13 protein-coding genes are annotated in these 16,460 nt (G+C 63.2%); all 13 read right to left on the reverse strand.

The annotated features are described in order from the left end of the window. Positions 1 to 116: 116 nt before the first annotated feature. Entirely contained in the window at positions 117 to 1,274 is a 1,158-nt protein-coding gene (locus ACIPQ1_RS24770; protein ID WP_207967268.1) for a glutathionylspermidine synthase family protein, read from the reverse strand. A gap of 12 nt (positions 1,275 to 1,286) precedes the next feature. After that, positions 1,287 to 1,988, reverse strand: a complete 702-nt coding sequence (locus ACIPQ1_RS24775) for a DUF1190 domain-containing protein (protein ID WP_186729654.1) — start codon at positions 1,986 to 1,988, stop codon at positions 1,287 to 1,289. Between the two features lie 19 nt (positions 1,989 to 2,007). After that, positions 2,008 to 2,436 carry a DUF350 domain-containing protein gene (locus ACIPQ1_RS24780; RefSeq protein ID WP_446534963.1) on the reverse strand — a complete coding sequence of 143 codons (429 nt, stop codon included), beginning with the start codon at positions 2,434 to 2,436 and terminating at the stop codon, positions 2,008 to 2,010. 15 nt (positions 2,437 to 2,451) lie between these two features. Next, entirely contained in the window at positions 2,452 to 3,114 is a 663-nt protein-coding gene (locus ACIPQ1_RS24785) for a DUF2491 family protein (protein ID WP_250962599.1), read from the reverse strand. Beyond that, a complete protein-coding gene (locus ACIPQ1_RS24790; protein WP_411385753.1) occupies positions 3,101 to 4,135 on the reverse strand; it encodes an ion channel in 1,035 nt (344 codons plus the stop codon). The genes ACIPQ1_RS24785 and ACIPQ1_RS24790 overlap by 14 nt, the downstream gene beginning before the upstream one ends. Positions 4,136 to 4,444: 309 nt before the next feature. Further along, positions 4,445 to 5,143: a PspA/IM30 family protein gene (locus tag ACIPQ1_RS24795; protein WP_446534964.1), complete on the reverse strand. Its 699-nt coding sequence runs from the start codon at positions 5,141 to 5,143 to the stop codon at positions 4,445 to 4,447. A gap of 22 nt (positions 5,144 to 5,165) precedes the next feature. Next, positions 5,166 to 5,747, reverse strand: coding sequence for a YjfI family protein (locus ACIPQ1_RS24800; RefSeq protein WP_250962602.1), 582 nt, complete (start codon positions 5,745 to 5,747; stop codon positions 5,166 to 5,168). A 387-nt stretch (positions 5,748 to 6,134) separates the two neighbouring features. After that, positions 6,135 to 6,965 (reverse strand): YfaP family protein, encoded by an 831-nt coding sequence (locus ACIPQ1_RS24805; protein ID WP_446534965.1) that lies wholly within the window; start codon positions 6,963 to 6,965, stop codon positions 6,135 to 6,137. A 3-nt stretch (positions 6,966 to 6,968) separates the two neighbouring features. After that, a complete protein-coding gene (locus tag ACIPQ1_RS24810; RefSeq protein ID WP_446534966.1) occupies positions 6,969 to 8,588 on the reverse strand; it encodes a DUF2300 domain-containing protein in 1,620 nt (539 codons plus the stop codon). A gap of 1 nt (position 8,589) precedes the next feature. Continuing rightward, on the reverse strand, positions 8,590 to 13,158 hold the full coding sequence (locus ACIPQ1_RS24815; protein WP_446534981.1) for an alpha-2-macroglobulin family protein: 4,569 nt from the start codon (positions 13,156 to 13,158) through the stop codon (positions 8,590 to 8,592). After that, entirely contained in the window at positions 13,155 to 13,814 is a 660-nt protein-coding gene (locus ACIPQ1_RS24820; protein ID WP_186710539.1) for a DUF1175 domain-containing protein, read from the reverse strand. The genes ACIPQ1_RS24815 and ACIPQ1_RS24820 overlap by 4 nt, the downstream gene beginning before the upstream one ends. Continuing rightward, positions 13,799 to 15,508, reverse strand: coding sequence for a DUF2138 domain-containing protein (locus ACIPQ1_RS24825; protein ID WP_446534967.1), 1,710 nt, complete (start codon positions 15,506 to 15,508; stop codon positions 13,799 to 13,801). The genes ACIPQ1_RS24820 and ACIPQ1_RS24825 overlap by 16 nt, the downstream gene beginning before the upstream one ends. A gap of 33 nt (positions 15,509 to 15,541) precedes the next feature. Beyond that, positions 15,542 to 16,330, reverse strand: a complete 789-nt coding sequence (locus ACIPQ1_RS24830; RefSeq protein WP_186710545.1) for a DUF2135 domain-containing protein — start codon at positions 16,328 to 16,330, stop codon at positions 15,542 to 15,544. Positions 16,331 to 16,460: the final 130 nt, after the last annotated feature.

Raw genomic sequence — 16,460 nt, forward strand, 5'->3', positions numbered from 1 at the left:
TTGTGGGAGCGGGCTTGCTCGCGAAGACGGCGCATCAAGCGACACCAATGGTGACTGTGCCGCCGCCTTCGCGAGCAAGCCCGCTCCCACAGGGGGTCAGTGCGTAGTCCAGAGAATCAATCCAGAATCAAGTGCGGCAAAAACCGGCTGGAATCCTTGGTGATCAGGCTGTTGTCTTCCCGCACGCCAATGCCGGCGGCCTGGTCGCCGATGACCCACGAGCCGATCAGGGTGTAGCTGTCGTCGAATTTCGGCAGTGGCGCGAATTCCTGGAGGATGAACGGCGCGTCGGTGTAGGGGCCGTCTTCCTTGACGATCAAGCCGTCAGCGGTCTGCAGCTCGATGTTGGCGCCTTCCCGGGAAAAGAACGGCTTGCGCACCCAGCCTTTCGGCACCGCTTTGCGGGTGTCGGTGTCCAGGTGGGCGGCAAGCAGGTTCGGGTGGCCTTTGTGGAATTCCCACAGCAGCGGCAGGATGCCTTTGTTGGAGATGATCGACTTCCAGGCCGGCTCGAAAAACTGCGTATCGCATTGAGCGATCGCTTCACCAAAGGGCTCGTGGAAGATGAATTCCCACGCGTGCAACTTGAACAGGTGAGGAATCCAGCGCTCTTCCAGGTCGACGAAACGTCCGTCGCTGTTGAGGCCGATGTCTTCGATATCGATGTGCCGCGATTCAATGCCGACTTTTTCCGCGATCAGGCGCAAGTAATCCGTGGTGCCCTTGTCTTCCACCGAGCCTTTCATCGAGGCGAAATAGAACGGCTCCTTGAGCTGCAACTGGGCGAAGGCCTGGTGCAGCTTGGTGTCGATGCTGTTGAACTGGTCGGCATGGGCCGGCAACATGCCGCGCTCGATGCATTGCTCCAGCCACCCCCACTGGAACGCCGCCGCCTCGTAGAGGCTGGTCGGCGTGTCGTAGTTGAGTTCCAACAACTTGGCCGGGCCCGTGCCGTTGTAGGAGAAATCCATGCGCCCGTACAGGTGCGGATGGCCTTCCAGCCATGACGTGCGCACCAGGTCGAAGAACGGCGCGGGAATGCTCAGGCGTTCCAGCAATTCTTCGCTCTGGACCACCCGGGCCACCAGGTCCATGCACATGTCATGGAGCTCGGTGGTCGGGTCTTCCAGGTCGTCCTCGATCTGCTTGAGGGTGAACTGGTAGTACGCGCTTTCGTCCCAATAGGGTTCGTCGTCGATGGTGTGGAACAGAAAGCCGAGTTGCTCGGCGGTCTGTTTCCAGTCGGGACGTTCTGCGCAATGGATCTTCTTCATGGCCCTCGTTCCTTAGCCGCCGGAGCTGCTCGAACCGCCCCAACCGCTGCGGGCACTGGACTTGCTGCCGAAGCCACCGCGCGAGGTGGACGACGCGACGGCCATCGCCTTGCTGGTCTTGACGGAGTCGGTGTAGCTGCCATACCGCGCCTGGTTGGACTTGGTAAAGGTCGAGCCGCTGGAAACCCGCTGGCTGAGCGTCGAGGACCCGAAGTTGCCGCGGTCATCGCGGTAGCGGTAGACCGGCTCGGAGTAATAACTGCTGCGGTTGCCGCTCAACATGTTGCCGATCAGCAGGCCGGTCAACAGGTTGCCAAAGCCTGAACCACCGACGTTCGCTTCCGAAGCCGGCAACTGGGCCCGGGCGGCATCGACCTCGGACTGCGTGACTTCGCCATCGGCGTTCAGCTCGAAACCACCCAGCTTGGGCAGGAACTTACCGGCCGAGTCCTGCTGGCACCAATCGGGCACGAAGTCGGCATCGCAATCGGCCTTGCTATCGTAGACCGGCGCGATGCGACGATGCTCACCCATGGCGGTCATGTAGGCGGTGGAGCAAATGTCCACCGGCAGCTTTTCATCGACACATTCCTGGACGGACTGGAAGTTGTACTTCTTCTGCAACTTGTAGGTTTTTTCCGCGGGCCCGCAACCGGATATCGCCAGGGCGACCGACGCGGCCAGCGAGAGCTGGACGTACTTGCTTCGTTTCATCGGGATCTCCGTGGCGCAATCAGTTCGTGGAAGGCGTCATGCACGCGGCGTTCAACATGCCGACGCTGATGGCCACGGCGGCGATGTAGATACCCGCGGCGATTTCACCGTTCTTGATGCGCGCGGAAGCGCCCTTGAGCACCAGGCTGGTGACCAGAAACGCCAGCAACTGGACGACCGCGGCGATCACTGCCCAGACGACGAAGTCCAGCATGCTGATCGAGTAGGCGATCACGTTGCTGGCCGGAATGGCGAAACCGATCACGGCGCCGCCCAAGGCAATGGCCGCGGCCACGTTGCCCGAACGGATCAGTTCGAATTCCTTGTGCGGCGTGACGCGGGTGTAGATGAACTGGAACAGCGCGAACAGCACGGCGGCGCCGAGGATGTACATGACAAAGCCAAACACGGCGGCTTTGTTCAGGGAAATGGAGAGCGCTTCAAGCATGGACTTCTTCCTTATTCAAAGAGTGTTCAGGTCAGTGGTGTACAGCGAAATACCCAGCGAAGTGCTCAGGCTGACAGTGCCTTCGGCGTCCTCTTCGACGGAAAACAACAGGAACTCCCGGCGATCCGTCAGGCCGGTGTCGCGGGCATACAGCATCGAACGGTGCTCGACGCTGTAGGACTCTTCGGGATTGCTTACGCGTTCGCTCAATCCCACCAGTTCGGTCTGGCCCGCCTCGGTGCCCCATTCGCGGGTGTACTCGACGCCGTCGTGGGTGTAGGTCGGCAGGCCGATCAGGCTTTCCGGGCCGGCCAGGCGACGCAATTCCGCTTCGCTGTTGATCGTGACGTAGCTGAGGTAGTTGAACAGGATCACCGACTCGACCTGCCCGGCGACGTCGCCGCTGGTGTGCACTTGCAACCAGTAGTCCTCGTCGTTCATGTAGCAGCGCGACAACCAGTTCGACTGCCCGAGGTCGACGATGCCCAGGCTCCAGATCTGTTGGTTGCCTGGGATGACTACGGCGGTGTTGCCGTCGAGCAGCAATTTGAGCGTGGCATCGAACATGACCTGCTTGCCGGAGGCCAGGCCCAGCGGCCCAACGACAGGCGCGCTATTGCTGGCTGCTGTGTTCGAATTCGGGGCCTCGAGCCCCATCAACTGTTTAAACCACCCCATGGGAAATTTCCTTGAGACGCGCCGAGGCGATATAGAAGAGTTCGCCGCCCACCACACGGGTGGCGCCGGGCGGGTTGATCGACGGCTGGCGGGCACCCTGGGCGCGGTAGCCGATCAGCGTAGCGTTGTGCTGTTCTTTCATCCGGATGTAGAGGTCGCCAAACGTCGCTTCAAACGCTTCGGGCAGCTTCATCAGGTATTGCGTGGCGCCTTCGCCGACGCAGAGCAATTCATTGATGACCACCGACGAGCCCGGGTCCTGGGAGGCACGCACCAGCATTTCGATGGCCATGCTGGAGGTGCATTCCAGGCTCGGCGCATAGGCGCTGGCGAGGGCGGCCACTTCGCTGTCATTGAAATGGGCGACCACATGCCCGACAGGCCCCAGTCGATTGACCGCCAGCACGGTGGCCAGGGTCAGGTCGTCGGAATGGGTGCGCACCAGCACGCGTTCGGCACCTGGCACGCCGGCACGCTGCAACAGCGCGACGGAGGACAGGCTGTCGCCTCTGATGTAGGTGGCCTTGCCGGGCATGGGGTTTTCTTCGAGATCGCAATCGCAGATGACGATCAGGTTGTCATTGGACGTTTCGTCCTGCAGCAGCAGTTCGATGACCCGCTCGCTGGTGGCGCCCTCCCAACCGATGAGCACCGTGTGGCCGACCTTGCCGGTGAAATCGCCTTTGCCCTTCATGCCTTTTCTCCATACATCGATGACGCTGCTGGTGGTTTTGCCGATGACCGTCGTCAACAGGGCAATGCCCCCGAGCATGATCCAGGTCGCCACGAAAATCCGTCCGGCGGAGGTCTGTGGCAACAGATCGCCATAGCCGACGGTGAGCGTGGTGGTGAGATAGAAGTAGATAAACGTGGCGGCGGCGATGAGGTGTTGCTCGCCCAACAGCACCAGGCCGATCCAGGCCGTGGACAGGTGCACGCCCAGCGCAATGGCCAGCCCCGCCCAACCGAAGCGATGGAAGAAGGACGATGCGTACGTGCGCAACAAAAGGAAAATCGACATTGCGTCCCTGACTCCGTGGGGCTTGGTTCCTGGCGGGATCATCGCTCCGGCGCCTGGGGGCGCGAGCGTAGTGGCCGGACAGCATTAAACCTGTTGCGGGGCTTGGATAGAAGTACCTGCAGCACAATTAAATCCATGGCGTGCCACACACTACTGTGGCGAGGGAGCTTGCTCCCGCTGGACTGCGAAGCAGGCCCCGTTTTTGGAGCCGCTTAGCGCCGCCGCGGGCGCCCGCGCCCCCGCCACCGGGTGACCCTCAGCGGGAGCAAGCTCCCTCGCCACGGGTTCACCCAGGACAGCGTGTAACGATTACTCAGCCGATTTTTTCTTCAGGCGTTCCAGGATCGCATTGGCGCTGCCTTCGTTTGGCGTGATGCCGGCATCGCGCAGCTTGCGCTCCAGGTCGGAGCCGGTGGAAGCCTCGGCCAGTTCGTCCTGGGCTTGCAGTTCAGCGGCACGTTGCTGTTGCTTGGCTTGCAGGCGGTTGAGTGTACCGACGGCGGTTTCCAGCTTGCCATTGGCGCCGCCACTGGCGATCGAGGCGCTGACCTGGGCCTTTTGCACGCTATCACGGGCCTTGGCCATGTCCACTTGCTGGCGCAGGCTCTTGATGCGGGCTTCGGCCTTGGTGATGTCCTTGCGCATGTTGTCCGCGTAACCGCCAAATTCGGTCGCGTGCTTTTGCTCGGCGTCCAGTTCGTTGGTCAGGGTCGAAATGGCTTCGGCCACTTCCAGCGCCAGGTCTTCGCGGTTGGCCTGGATCGCGGCCAGGGCCTTGGCTTCCAGGTCCTTGATCTTGGCGTTGTATTCGCCGACGCGATCGGTCGCCAGCTTGTGCTTGGCCATGATGGTGACCAGCTCACGCTTGGCATTGGCCAGCGCGCTGTCGGCATCGCGGATTTCCTGGTCGAGGATGCGCAGGGCCTGTTGGTCGACGATCGATTCGCCGACTTCGTTGGCACCGCCACGCAGTGCGGTGAACAACTTGCTCCAGATGGACTGAGTCATTGGATGGTTCCTATTCGGCGAATTAGATGAAGAAGCGTTCGAAGGCTTCGCTGGCGCGCTGGACATTGTCGACGAGGGTTTTGACCTCGGTGACGACGTTGGTCAGGCTGGAGTCGGCGCTCAACGCACCGAACATGTTGTAGACCACCTGTCCGTTGGGCATGGTCTCGATGCCGATGGACGACAGCGGGAACATTTCCCGACTGCGCAACACCGCGTCGTTGAAGGCCGCCACATCGCTGATCGACTCGACGTCCACCAGCACGGTATCGACGATGATCTGGTCGCCGACCACGGCGATGTAGATGGGCAAGCCACCGAAGTCATTCATTTCCAGCTTGATGCTGGACTCGGAGCCTTGGACGAGGGAGAGGGTGATGTCGTTCGCGACCACTTCGTCCAGGGCCTGAAGGGCGCTGTAGAGGCGATCGATGTTCCAGTTATTACCTGCGCTCATGTAATCCTCCGACATGAATGAGCCAGCCAGAATCGGTTGGCGTAGCTGTTTCTCCATTTGCTTGAGCAGGCTTCTGTTTTCGGGAAGCACCCAAGTCTCGTGTTTCACATACCCGGCGGCACTCAGGCCCGCGCGCATCTGCTTCATGTAGAAGCTCGACGGTTTTTTCGCCGAGGGTTTGGCGCGCTCTCCCGTGCGGCTCGCTGAATCGGTCACAGACCCGTCAGGCGGATCTGATGGAGAGCTGGTTGACATGGCACTGACCCCACTGTGAAAAACTCACGCGTGAGAAACACTACAGGCACTTTCCAAACCCCACAATAGCTCACGCGTGAGATTTTTCTGAATCACAAACACCGACGAACCCTGCGGGCTGACCGCTTTTGTGGCGAGGGAGCTTGCTCCCGCTGGGCTGCGCAGCAGCCCCAAGCGGCCAATACGATCAGCCTGACACTCCGTGGTGTTTGTTTTTGGGGCTGCTGCGCAGCCCAGCGGGAGCAAGCTCCCTCGCCACAGGGGTCATCCCACGCAGTTTTACGGGTAGCTAAAGCTTTTGACCAACGTCAGTTCCCCCACCGCCCGCATCGGCACGACGAAGGTTTCCATTTTCTCGTTCGGGGTGCCCTCTTCGGTGATCACGGTGACCTGCGCGGTGGTCAAGGCCTGTTGTGCCTGCGCCACGGACTCGCCCTCTTCACCGTCCTCTTCACTGCGATAACCGCCGCCGTAGTAATTCACATACACCAGGTACTGGCCCTTGATCGGCGCGGGCATGGCGAAGATTTCCGGGCCGTAGCCGGTGGTGACGTCGACGTCGAGGGCCGCGCCGTTGGCGACGGCGCGGTCGCCGTACCAGATGTGCGCGCCATCGGGGGTGACCAGGTGCAGGTCCAGGTCGGTGCCGTCGCTGTCCCACGTCAGCAGCACCCGCAGCTTGGCCGGGGTGGCGCCGCCGCTGGTGTTGAGAAACTGCGTGCGGTGGCGCTGCTGGCCATCGGCGCTGCGCACTTCAACGCTGTTGCTGCCGTTGGGGAACGAGAACGGCCGGTCGAAGCGACCTTCTTCATCCAGTTTCAGCGGCAGGCTGACGCCGTTGACGATCAACTGGCCCGGCGCGTTGCTGTCCTTGGGCGCACCTTTGATCTGCCCGGAAATGCGCGCGGTATCGGCCTGGCCCGGGGGCGTGTTGACCGACGAGGCCGGGTAATTGACGGTCTGGCTGAAGCTTTCGCCTTCACCGTCCGGCGCACCGCTGCGCCAGCCGCCAATGGGGGTATCGAGCTTGATGGAGTCGGCGGCAATGGCCGGTGATAACGCGGTCAGGGCGCAGAGCAACAGCAAGACCTGTGGATAACGGAGTGTCATGGTCTATTCCAGCAAGAGGTGACGGGCGAGCCCTTCGATATAGGTTTCGTCCTGGCCGTTGGGGTGAGCTTCGAAGGCCAGGTGCAAATATTCATGTGTCAGGTCGAGACGGTCTTGCAACGACAGCACGCCGCGCACGTAGATGCGCTTGCGTTCGCGGTCGACATACGGCCGGCCGAAGGCGACGCGGCACACCGCAAAAGCACTGATTTCGTTGTAGCCAACTTCACTTTCCAGCCGCTCGCGCCAGCCCCGGCGCTGCTTCAGCAGCCAGTCCTGGGCGGCGGGCAGCGCTTCGCAGGACGCCACCGGGTTGTCCCAACGGCTGAGGCTGGCGCGCGGGTAGGCGTGCAGGAGGATGGCGTCGTAGCGTTGGCCGGCGTTGGCCTGCTCCACGGCTTGCGCCCAGGACAGTTTGTCCGGGCCCGGCTGGTCGGAGTGGTAGGTGACGTCGGTGCCGGCCAGGACCAGGTCGCTGGTCCAGGCGGCAATGGCCCGGGTTCCAGGCGCCGCCGGACGTGGTGCGACACGCTGGCGATGGCTGCTGTCGTCGATGCTCAGGCAATCACCGTTGCGTTGGGCGTTTTGCAGCAGATACGTACGGATCGCCACCGCCAGGGCCTTGGCGGCTTCGGCGGGTTCTGCCTTGGCTTCGCGCTGCAAGACCCGGGCGACGTACTCCTCGCGGTCCAGGCGCGCCACCAGCTTGCCGGGCAGCAGGAACAGCTCGCCATCGCTGTGGATGTCCAATTGGTTGCCGTTGGTGAATTCGACGCGGTAGTCACCGCGCAGTTGGCCCGGTGTGGCCGGCCGCTCGCCGGCCATCACCCGTTGCAACGGATAACGGGCAAACAGATCGACTTCCACGCAGCGCCCGGTGTCCGCCGGCCAGCGGGACGGCAACGCCGCCGCCAGACCTTCACCGTAGACCTTGAGGACCTGCTGGCTGGTACCGCGGCCACCGGCCCACACCGGGGTGCCATCGGCCAGCCAACCGGCAAAACCGCCCTGTCGCGAGGAAGGCCCCTGGTCACCCAACCAGCTCCAGGTCTTGACCCGCAGGCGACTGCCCAACTCACCGACCAGCCGCCCGTCCGCCGCCCCGAGGACCACGTCCAACAGCACCCGACGGGCCTGGTCCTGGGCCGGCAGCATGGCCAGGGCCTTGAGCAATTGCGCGACCGGTACTTGCGTCTGGGGTTGCAGCGTTGGCAGGTCCAACAACCAGGGCGGCGCTTGGCGAGTCTGCCAGTAATCGCGCCAGTTCGAGGCCGACAGCCCGAGCCGCTGCGGCTCGAAATACAAGCCACAGGATTTCACCAGCGCCTGGTCACGACCGATGCTCTGCCCGGGATTGCAGCAATAGACTTCTTCCTTCGACTCGCCGCGGCACTCATACACCGGTTCGCGAGCGTTGGTGTCCACCAGCCAGGCGTAGACAAACAGCTTCCACAGGCTGCCCAACGGTGCCTGCAACGTGTCGGGCAATGGCTGGCGATCCAGCACCTGGGTTTGATTCACCCGCAGCAATTGACCGTCGAAGGCCAGGCGCAACGGCTCGTCCTGCGCTGTCGCCAGCGCAGGAACCAAGCACAACCACCACCAACCCCAAGGCCTGCGCATGTCAGTTGACCGTCACCTGACCGAGCGCCGGTTTCTGTTCGCGAGCCTGATTCTGTGGTGCATAGACTTGGGTGAAGCGCACCGGCGGCAAGGTGAACTGGCCTTTCTGGGAGAAGCGCACCAAGTGCCGCAGGCGCAGCTCGCCACTGAGGGCGTCCAGCGGTATCGCATAGGCCATCTGGCCCGGCTCGAAGCGCGCCTTTTCCAAGGATGTCGGCTCGCTGTCGGCCTTGCCCATCAACTGGATGCCCCAGGTGGTGCGCTCCACATCGGCGCCCGGCGGCAACGGCACTTCGAGCATGCCGTAGCGCAGTGGCGTCGGTGCCTTGCTGTTGATGATCACTTCATCCAGATAGAGGCTGTCGCTGGACAACGGTTTGTTGCCCACGGCTTCGAGCTTGAAGGTGAAGGCCTCGTCGCCCGGCACCAGGCGCGACAGGCGCCGGGTGATCGACACGGCCATCGGCGCCACCGGCGCTTGCTGGCTCTGGAAGCTCAATGCCGCTTGCAGTGGACGCTCCTCGGCACCGGTCAGGGTCAGCATCGTTGGAAGCTGCGCGCCCTGCCACTGCCAGTAGGTTTCCCCGGTCGCGCCTTGCTTGGCAACCCAGCCTTCGCCCGGCGCCAGGGCCACGGCCGGCGCGGCCTGTTCGATGCTGCGCTGCAACCAGGTCAGGGCCAGCGCCCGTTCCAGGGTGGACTGCTGCGGCAGCACGCGCTCCAGCAGTGCCGTGGCGCGGGCTTGATCGAAGCTCTGCAGCGACAGCAGCAAAGCCTCGACGAAAGGCTGCGAGCTCAGCTCCAGTTGCTGTTGCGCGGCGTCGGCCTGACGGCTGAAGGCTGCGGGCAACGGCACCTTCGCCTGCTTGGCGAGGGACGCGGTCAGCACTCGGGCGCTGGCCAGGCCAAGGGCGGAGTCCGGCGCGTACATGACCAGGCTGTCTTCGCCGCTGTCCAGCACGCTCTCGGTGCTGTCTTCGCTGGCCTTCGCCAGGTCGTCCATCAGGCCACTGAGCAAGGTATTCACCGGCAGTTGCATCTGCTTGGCGAACGAGAGGATCAACGCACGTTGCAGCAGCGGTGTATCCGCGGCCTCCTTGGCGTAGACCTCCAGCACCCGCTGCCAGTGTTCCGGCGGCAGGCTCAGGTCCAGGGCCTGGCTGGCGTGCCAGTCGGCGTAATAGGCATAGGCAGTGAGGAAGGCATCTGGCTCACCGTCCTGGCCCCACCAGGTGAAGCTCGCCGACGGCCCGGCCATCTGCACCAGGCGCAAGCGGCTGTTCTGCATGATCAAGCGCAAGCGGTCACGGATCTGCGGATTCGACGCCAGGGTCGGATAGGCGATGCTCAACGGCAACAGGCGGCTGGCGGTCTGCTCGACGCCACCGTAGGGGTAGCTCAGCAGGTCATCCAGGGCCGAACGGAACAACGCTTGCGGGCTGTCATCCAGGCGCAGGCGAATATCTGTGGCGTCGGTCGGCAGGGTCAGCGGTGTGTCGCCACTGGCCACATCAAGGCGCTGGCTCTGGGTCACTTGCCAGCCGTTGCCGCTGGCGTTCAGGTGCATGGCCAGGGCGTCCTGGGTTTCGCCGTTCAGTTGCAACTGCACGGTCAAGTCGCCGCTGCTCAATTCCAGGGCCGGCAGGGCCACGTAGTTGATGCCGTTTTTCAGCTCCGCCACCACGCGCTGTTCAGCACCGGCGTAACGGATCAGCAGCTCGGCCTTCAGGGGTTTTTCCGATTGGCTGAAGGCGAACAGGCCCAGTTGCGGCTTGTCGCCCGTGCGGAAGCGGGTCGGGCCGCTCCACTTCAGGTACAGCGGTTTTTCCGACGCAATGAACTGCTTCTTCTGGCCGACTTGGCCGTCGTCAGCGATCGCCTTGGCCGTGATGCGCCAGCGGGTCAGCGAGTCCGGCATCTTGAAGGTGAAGCGGGCCTTGCCGTTGACGTCGGTGACCAGCTCCGGCTGCCAGGCAGCGGTGTCGACGTCTTCACGCCGTGGCCGCTCCAGCACCTTGACCCCACGCTCGCTACGGTTGGCCTTGCCCGGCGCGCCGGGGCTGCCTGGCAGCGCCACGTCATAGCTAATGAACGACAGGCTGGCACTGGTGCGCACGTTGTTGCGACGCGGGTGATAGAAGAACTGGTCGATGGTCGGCGCCACTTCCGGTTGCAGGGCGTAGACCATCTCATCGACCACGCTGACCGTCAGGTGCGCCGGGATCGCCTTGCCGGCGAACTGGGTGCTCAGGTCCACGGTCACCGTGTCGCCCGGGCGATAGGTGGCTTTGTCGGTGATGACAGCCACATCGATCTGCGGCGTGATCACCTTGATGCCGGCGTTCTGGAAGCTGTACTGGCCGCCCTTGGTGTACAGCACCGAGAAGGTCAGGTTGGGCGCAAAGCTATCCTTCACGGCAATGCGCGCGCGGTATTGGGTGTCGCTGAGTTTTTCCATCTTCAGCCAGTCGCCGCCCTTGGAGAGCAGCGCCGTGGCCTCGACCTTGTCCCGCTCAAGCGACAGCAGCGCATCGCTGACCGGCTCCGGGAAGGTGATCAGCGCCAGCGCTTCGTCACCGGTCTTGTATTCAGGCTTGTCGAAGACAATTTCGACGGTGCCCGGCACAGCCTTGATGCCTTCACCGGTCACCGCATGGGCGGCGGCGCCAATGACCCGACCGTGGTCGTCCTTGAGCGTCAGGTTGTAGGTGCCGGGGCGCTCGAAGGTCAGGCTGAAGCCCTTGTCCTTGGCCGCCAGCTTGCCTTCGCCGGTGCTCTGGTCTTCCAGGCGCACCCAGGCATAGCTGCCGGGTGTCACGGCCTTGGCCTGTTCGTTGCCGCCTTCGTTGGCGTAGCTGAACGACACCTTCTGGCCAGCGGCGCTGAACCGCTGGGGAGCGCTCAGGCGGAAATTCGCCGCGCCACGGTCGATGAGGATTTCCTTGGTGGTCTTGACCCGATACGCCGCGCCATCGCTGGCGAATACGGTGAGCGTGTAGCGGCTCGGTTTGTCGGCAGCCGGCAGGTCGAGGGTCGCGTTGCCCTTGGCATCGGTGGTCACTTCGCTGCTGGTCAGTTCCACCGGGAATTGCCCCAGGTATTGCAGCTCGTTGTCGACCATCGACAATTGCTGGGCCCGCAGGCTCAGGCTCACCGTGGCATTCACCACCGGCTTGCCGTCCGGGTACAGCAGCACGAGGTTGCCCTTGACCGGCTCGCCAGTGCGGTAATCCTGCTTGGCCAGGTTCAGGGCGATCTCAAAGTGCGGCTTGATGTATTCGGCCACGCGAAAGGCGCTGCTGTAGAGCTGGTCCTTGTAACTGAAGCGCAGCTCATAACCACCGGCCACGGCGTTTTCCGGCAGTTGGAAACGGCCTTGGGTACCGGCCTTGGAGTCGAGCTTCAGGGCCAGGGTTTGCAGCGCGGTGCCGGTGGCATCGAGGACGCTGACATTGACGTCGGCGGCGGTCGGTTGCACCGAGTCACGGGCGTTCTTGAACTCGCGACCGACGATTTTCAGCGACACCCAATCCCCCGGCCGGTACAGCGGCCGGTCGGTGAACGCATACAGCTTGGTGTCGTAGATTTCGCTGTCGTAGTAGAAGTTTTCCGAAACGAATACGCCGCCCTCCTCGTCTTCACCGATGACGAACGAACGCTCCGGGCTGACGTGCTTGAGGCGCAGCAGGCCGTCTTCATCGGTGGCACCGCTGCTCATCACGCCCAGGCCGTCGGTCCACAGCACGTTGACCTTGGGCACCGAACGCCCTTCATGCTTGCGTGCGGCCCAGACCAGCAATTCATCGCCGGCAATCTTGCTCACGGCCACGGTATTGGAGACGAAGACCATGGTGGTCGCGCGGTATTTGCCGATCAGCGCTTCCACCAGGTACAGGCCTGGCTTCAACTGGCCCAGCGGCACATAGACGTTGCCCGGGGCGACGCTGACGAACTCACTGGACGAACCCGCCAGGTTGACCCCGGCTGGCGGCTGGATTGGCTTGGCCTGCCACAGCGGATAACGGAACTGGCTGACCACCGGCAAGCCCGGGATCAAGGCGAATTGCGCCGGTGCCTCGTACGGGGTCGGCGCGACCAGGGCGTCGCCGATCCTAAGTTCCGGCACTTCTTCGGTGACGTGCTGGCGCGATTCGTAGGAGAACGCCCGTTGCATCACTCGACGGGACTTGCGGTACCAGTTGTCCCACAGGTACGCGAGGGTGTTCGACAGGCCTTCGCCCTTGAACTGGCCGTCGCTGACCACGCGGTGCAGGTTTTTCTGGCGCTTGAGGAACTCCAGCGGTTTCTCGATGCGATAGACGCGGATATCGGCGCCGCCGTAGGGCTCCATGCGGTACCGACGGTAGTCGCGGCCCGGCGCTTCGAGGCGAACCATCGCCTGTTCGTCGCTGGCAAAACTGCTGTCGGCCAGCAGGAAAAAGCTTTCGCCGGACACCGGCGTGTAGCCGCTGGGCCCCACCGTGTCTTCGGCATTAACCATGGGTGCCAGCAACAGGGCGAACAGCAGGGGCAGTTTTGAACACAAGCGCAGCATGCGGGCACCGGTCATTGGGAGAGAAAGTTGAGTCGATAGACGCCGATGAAGTTGGGGTTGGCTGCGTCGGGTATCCATCGGGTGTCCTTCCAGTTCATGAGTTGTTGCAGGCTTGCGGAGCGCATGCCGTTGTCGGTAGGGGTTGTGGTGCCGGTGTGATAGGCGATGTAGCGGCCCATCCAGATCATCAAGTGCTGGTCATCGCCCTGATCGAAGAACATCAGGTCGCCGGGGCGGGCCTGGGCGACATCGCGGCCCACCAGGCGACTGTTGAACTGGATCAGCTTGATGGCGTTGACGTAGGGCCCGACCTTGCCGCCGCCCTGCTGCCACTGCTGGGCGAGGCGCCGTTGCGCATCGCTGAGGGGCAGTTCCGGGGGCAGGTAGCGATTGGACAGGCCATTGCTGCGCAGCCATTTTTCATCGTGGACCTTGAGTGCTTCGTTGGCGGCGAAACGCACCAGCCCGGCGCAATCCTGCTGGTACCAGCGCGGGCTCGGGCCTTTGGTCAGCTGTTCCTGGGCAATGCGCACGAACCAGGCGCGAAAAACCTGGGACTGCTGCACGTCCAACGCCGGCGCCTCGACGGCACGCGCCGGCCCGCCGAGTAGCAGCGCCAGCAGCAGCGTCAACGCAGGGTTGCGGATCAGTGCGGTCACAGCGCTTTCCATTCCAGCGGCAGCCACTGCCAATGACCGTCCGGCTCGCTGCCTGCGGGCAAGGTCAGGGCGTATTTGCCGTAGCCGCCGAGGGTGCGCAGTTTCGGGATCAGATAGGTTTGCGCGGCGTTATAAAACACCGGCTCCATGTCCTGGGGCAGGCTGTCGAGGGTTTCGCGCTGCATCAGTTGCGCCATGGAATCCGGGCCGAAGTAGACCGGCATCGGCAGGTCTTGGGGCACCACCTCGGCCATGGGCGGGAAGCGCTTGTCGAGGGTGCCGAGGGCCTTGTCCACCAACTTGTCGTCGAGGGAGAACAGCAAGGTCGAACCGTGGCGCGCCAGGCTGACCCGCAGGAACGCCTTGCCGGTAATCGCTTCGGGTTGCTCGGCTTCCTTGGCCGAATAAGGCCCGAAGTTGGAGCTGACCTGGCGTTGCCATTGGTGCGTCGAACCTGCTTGCTTTTCCACTACCGGGAACGCGTGTTCGGCGACGTTGTTTTCGTAGGCGCCGACCATCGAACCGAACAGGTTGCCCAGGTCGGCGTCGAGCTTGCCGTCGTCGTCATTCAGGCTCGCCACCAACAGCGGCGTGTACAGCCGCGAATCGGCGTACCAGCACAGGCCGGCGGCACCGGTCACATGATCGACCATGGCCTGGGCGGCTTTTTCCTCGGCGCCCAGTTTCACCAGCAATGGTTTCTGCTGCTCGGCCGCCAGGGGCAAGGCCACGCAGGCGCTGGCGCCCATGGGCATGGCTTGCCAGATTGGCTTGAAGTCGAAGTCCGGCTGGTTTTCCAGTTCGTCCATGGCCAGGAAGCTGTGCCAGCCCTTGTCGTCCATATCGAAGCGCAAGCCGGCGAAGTTTGGGATGAACCGCTGGTAGCCCATGGCGAGCACGCTGGCGTTGACCGAGATGCGTTGCTTGACCTCCGGCGCCTTGGCCGGCAGGCCGAAGGCTTCAGGGAACAGTTTGTCGCCGTTGAGCAAGGCCGCCAGGGCGGTCGTCGAAACGCTGCCCGGCTCCACCGCCGACCCGCTGGCCGGGTCGTACAGCTTGGTCGGGTTGGACAGCACGACCAGTTTGTCGCCGTGGGAGGCGAAGGCCAGGGATTTGCTGGCGTTGTAGCTGAGCTGGTAAAGCGCGACGTCGTCGCCGCCGACCTTGAGGTCGCTGAGCTTGCTCAGTTGGGTGTCATCCAAGGCGACCTTCGCCAACGGCTCCAGCACCTTGGCCAGGCCGCCGCGATCCATCACCAACAGGAAATCCTTGAGGCGACCGTCCGCACCGCGCCACAACGCGACGTCGGCCGGCTGGTCGAAAAGCGCTTCGATCAGACTGTCCTGCAGCTTGAGGTCATGCTCGTAGATGATCCGGCGCAGGCTGCCGATCAGCCCGAGGCGATCGGCGTGGGCTTCGTAATAGAAGACGAAGTCCTCGGTGAGCGTGGCCTTGAGGAACGGCACCGCCAACAGGTCCTTGGGCAACTGGCTCAGGGAATGGGTCTCGAGCAAGCCGTCGGGACGGCTCAGGCCGAGTTTGTCCAACGCCAATTCCATGGGCGGCGCCTTGGGCTTGGTCATGAACCAGCCCAGCCCGGCGGCCACACCGGCGACCAGGCACAGCCCGATCAGTATCGCCGGCCAGCGGCGCACAGGTTTGGCGACAGGTGTCGGCGTGGTCGGGGAAGCAGTGTTGTCGCTCATATTCACAAGGGCCTGTTCATCCGTGGAGCGGATTTAGTAGTTGAAAGTCTTGACCAGCAACAGATCGCCAATGGCGCGCAGGGGCACGACAAAGGTCTCGCGTTTTTCATCGACGGTGTTTTCGTTGAGCACCAGATTGATCTGCGAGGTGATCACCTCGTTCTGGTTGCTGGTCTCATCGAAGTTGTAGCCGCCGCTGCCGTAGTTGCCCCAATAGTTCACGTAGACCAGGTAGGTGCCGTGCATCGGCGCGGTCATGGTGAACATCTCAGGGCCGGGACCGTCGACGCCATCCGGGTCGAGGCCGCCGCCGTTGGTCAGCGCCGGGCGACCGAAGAAGGCATGTTGGCCGTCGGGTGTGACGATATGCAGGTCGAGCTCGGCCTTGGGGTCGTCCCAGCCCAGCACCACGCGGATCTGCGCCGGGGTGCGCAGGTTGTTGGCTTCATAGAATTGCACGCGCTTGAGGGACTGGCCTTCGGAACTGCGCACCTCGACGCTGTTGGAGCCGGCGCCGAACGCATACGGCCGGGCGAACCGTCCTTCGTCGTCGGTATAGAGATTCAGTGGATTGCCGTTGACCGCCAGGCTGTGGGGCTGGCGCGCCGTGCCCATCGCCTTGATCTGGCCTTCGATCATCGTGCGGTTGCGCTGGATGCCGCGATCGATGGGTGGCGTGGGATACGCGACTTGCGGGTTTTCCGTACGATCGAGCAAGCCGCTGTAGCGCCAGCCGCCGACCGGCTCCGACATTTCAGCCGAAGGCGCGGCCCACGCCAACGGCGCACCGAGCAACACGATCAATAAAGAAAGAAAACGCACGTATGCCTCCTGCCATGCACGACGCAACCCGGCGCCCTTCCAGGGCGCTGCTTGTGATTATTCGGGTTTCGTCTGAAGGCCCCGTTACAAGGGGCCGTAGATGGCGCGAAGAGTAGCCATTTGACGGATT

The sequence above is a fragment of the Pseudomonas sp. LARHCG127 genome (genome assembly GCF_052871455.1).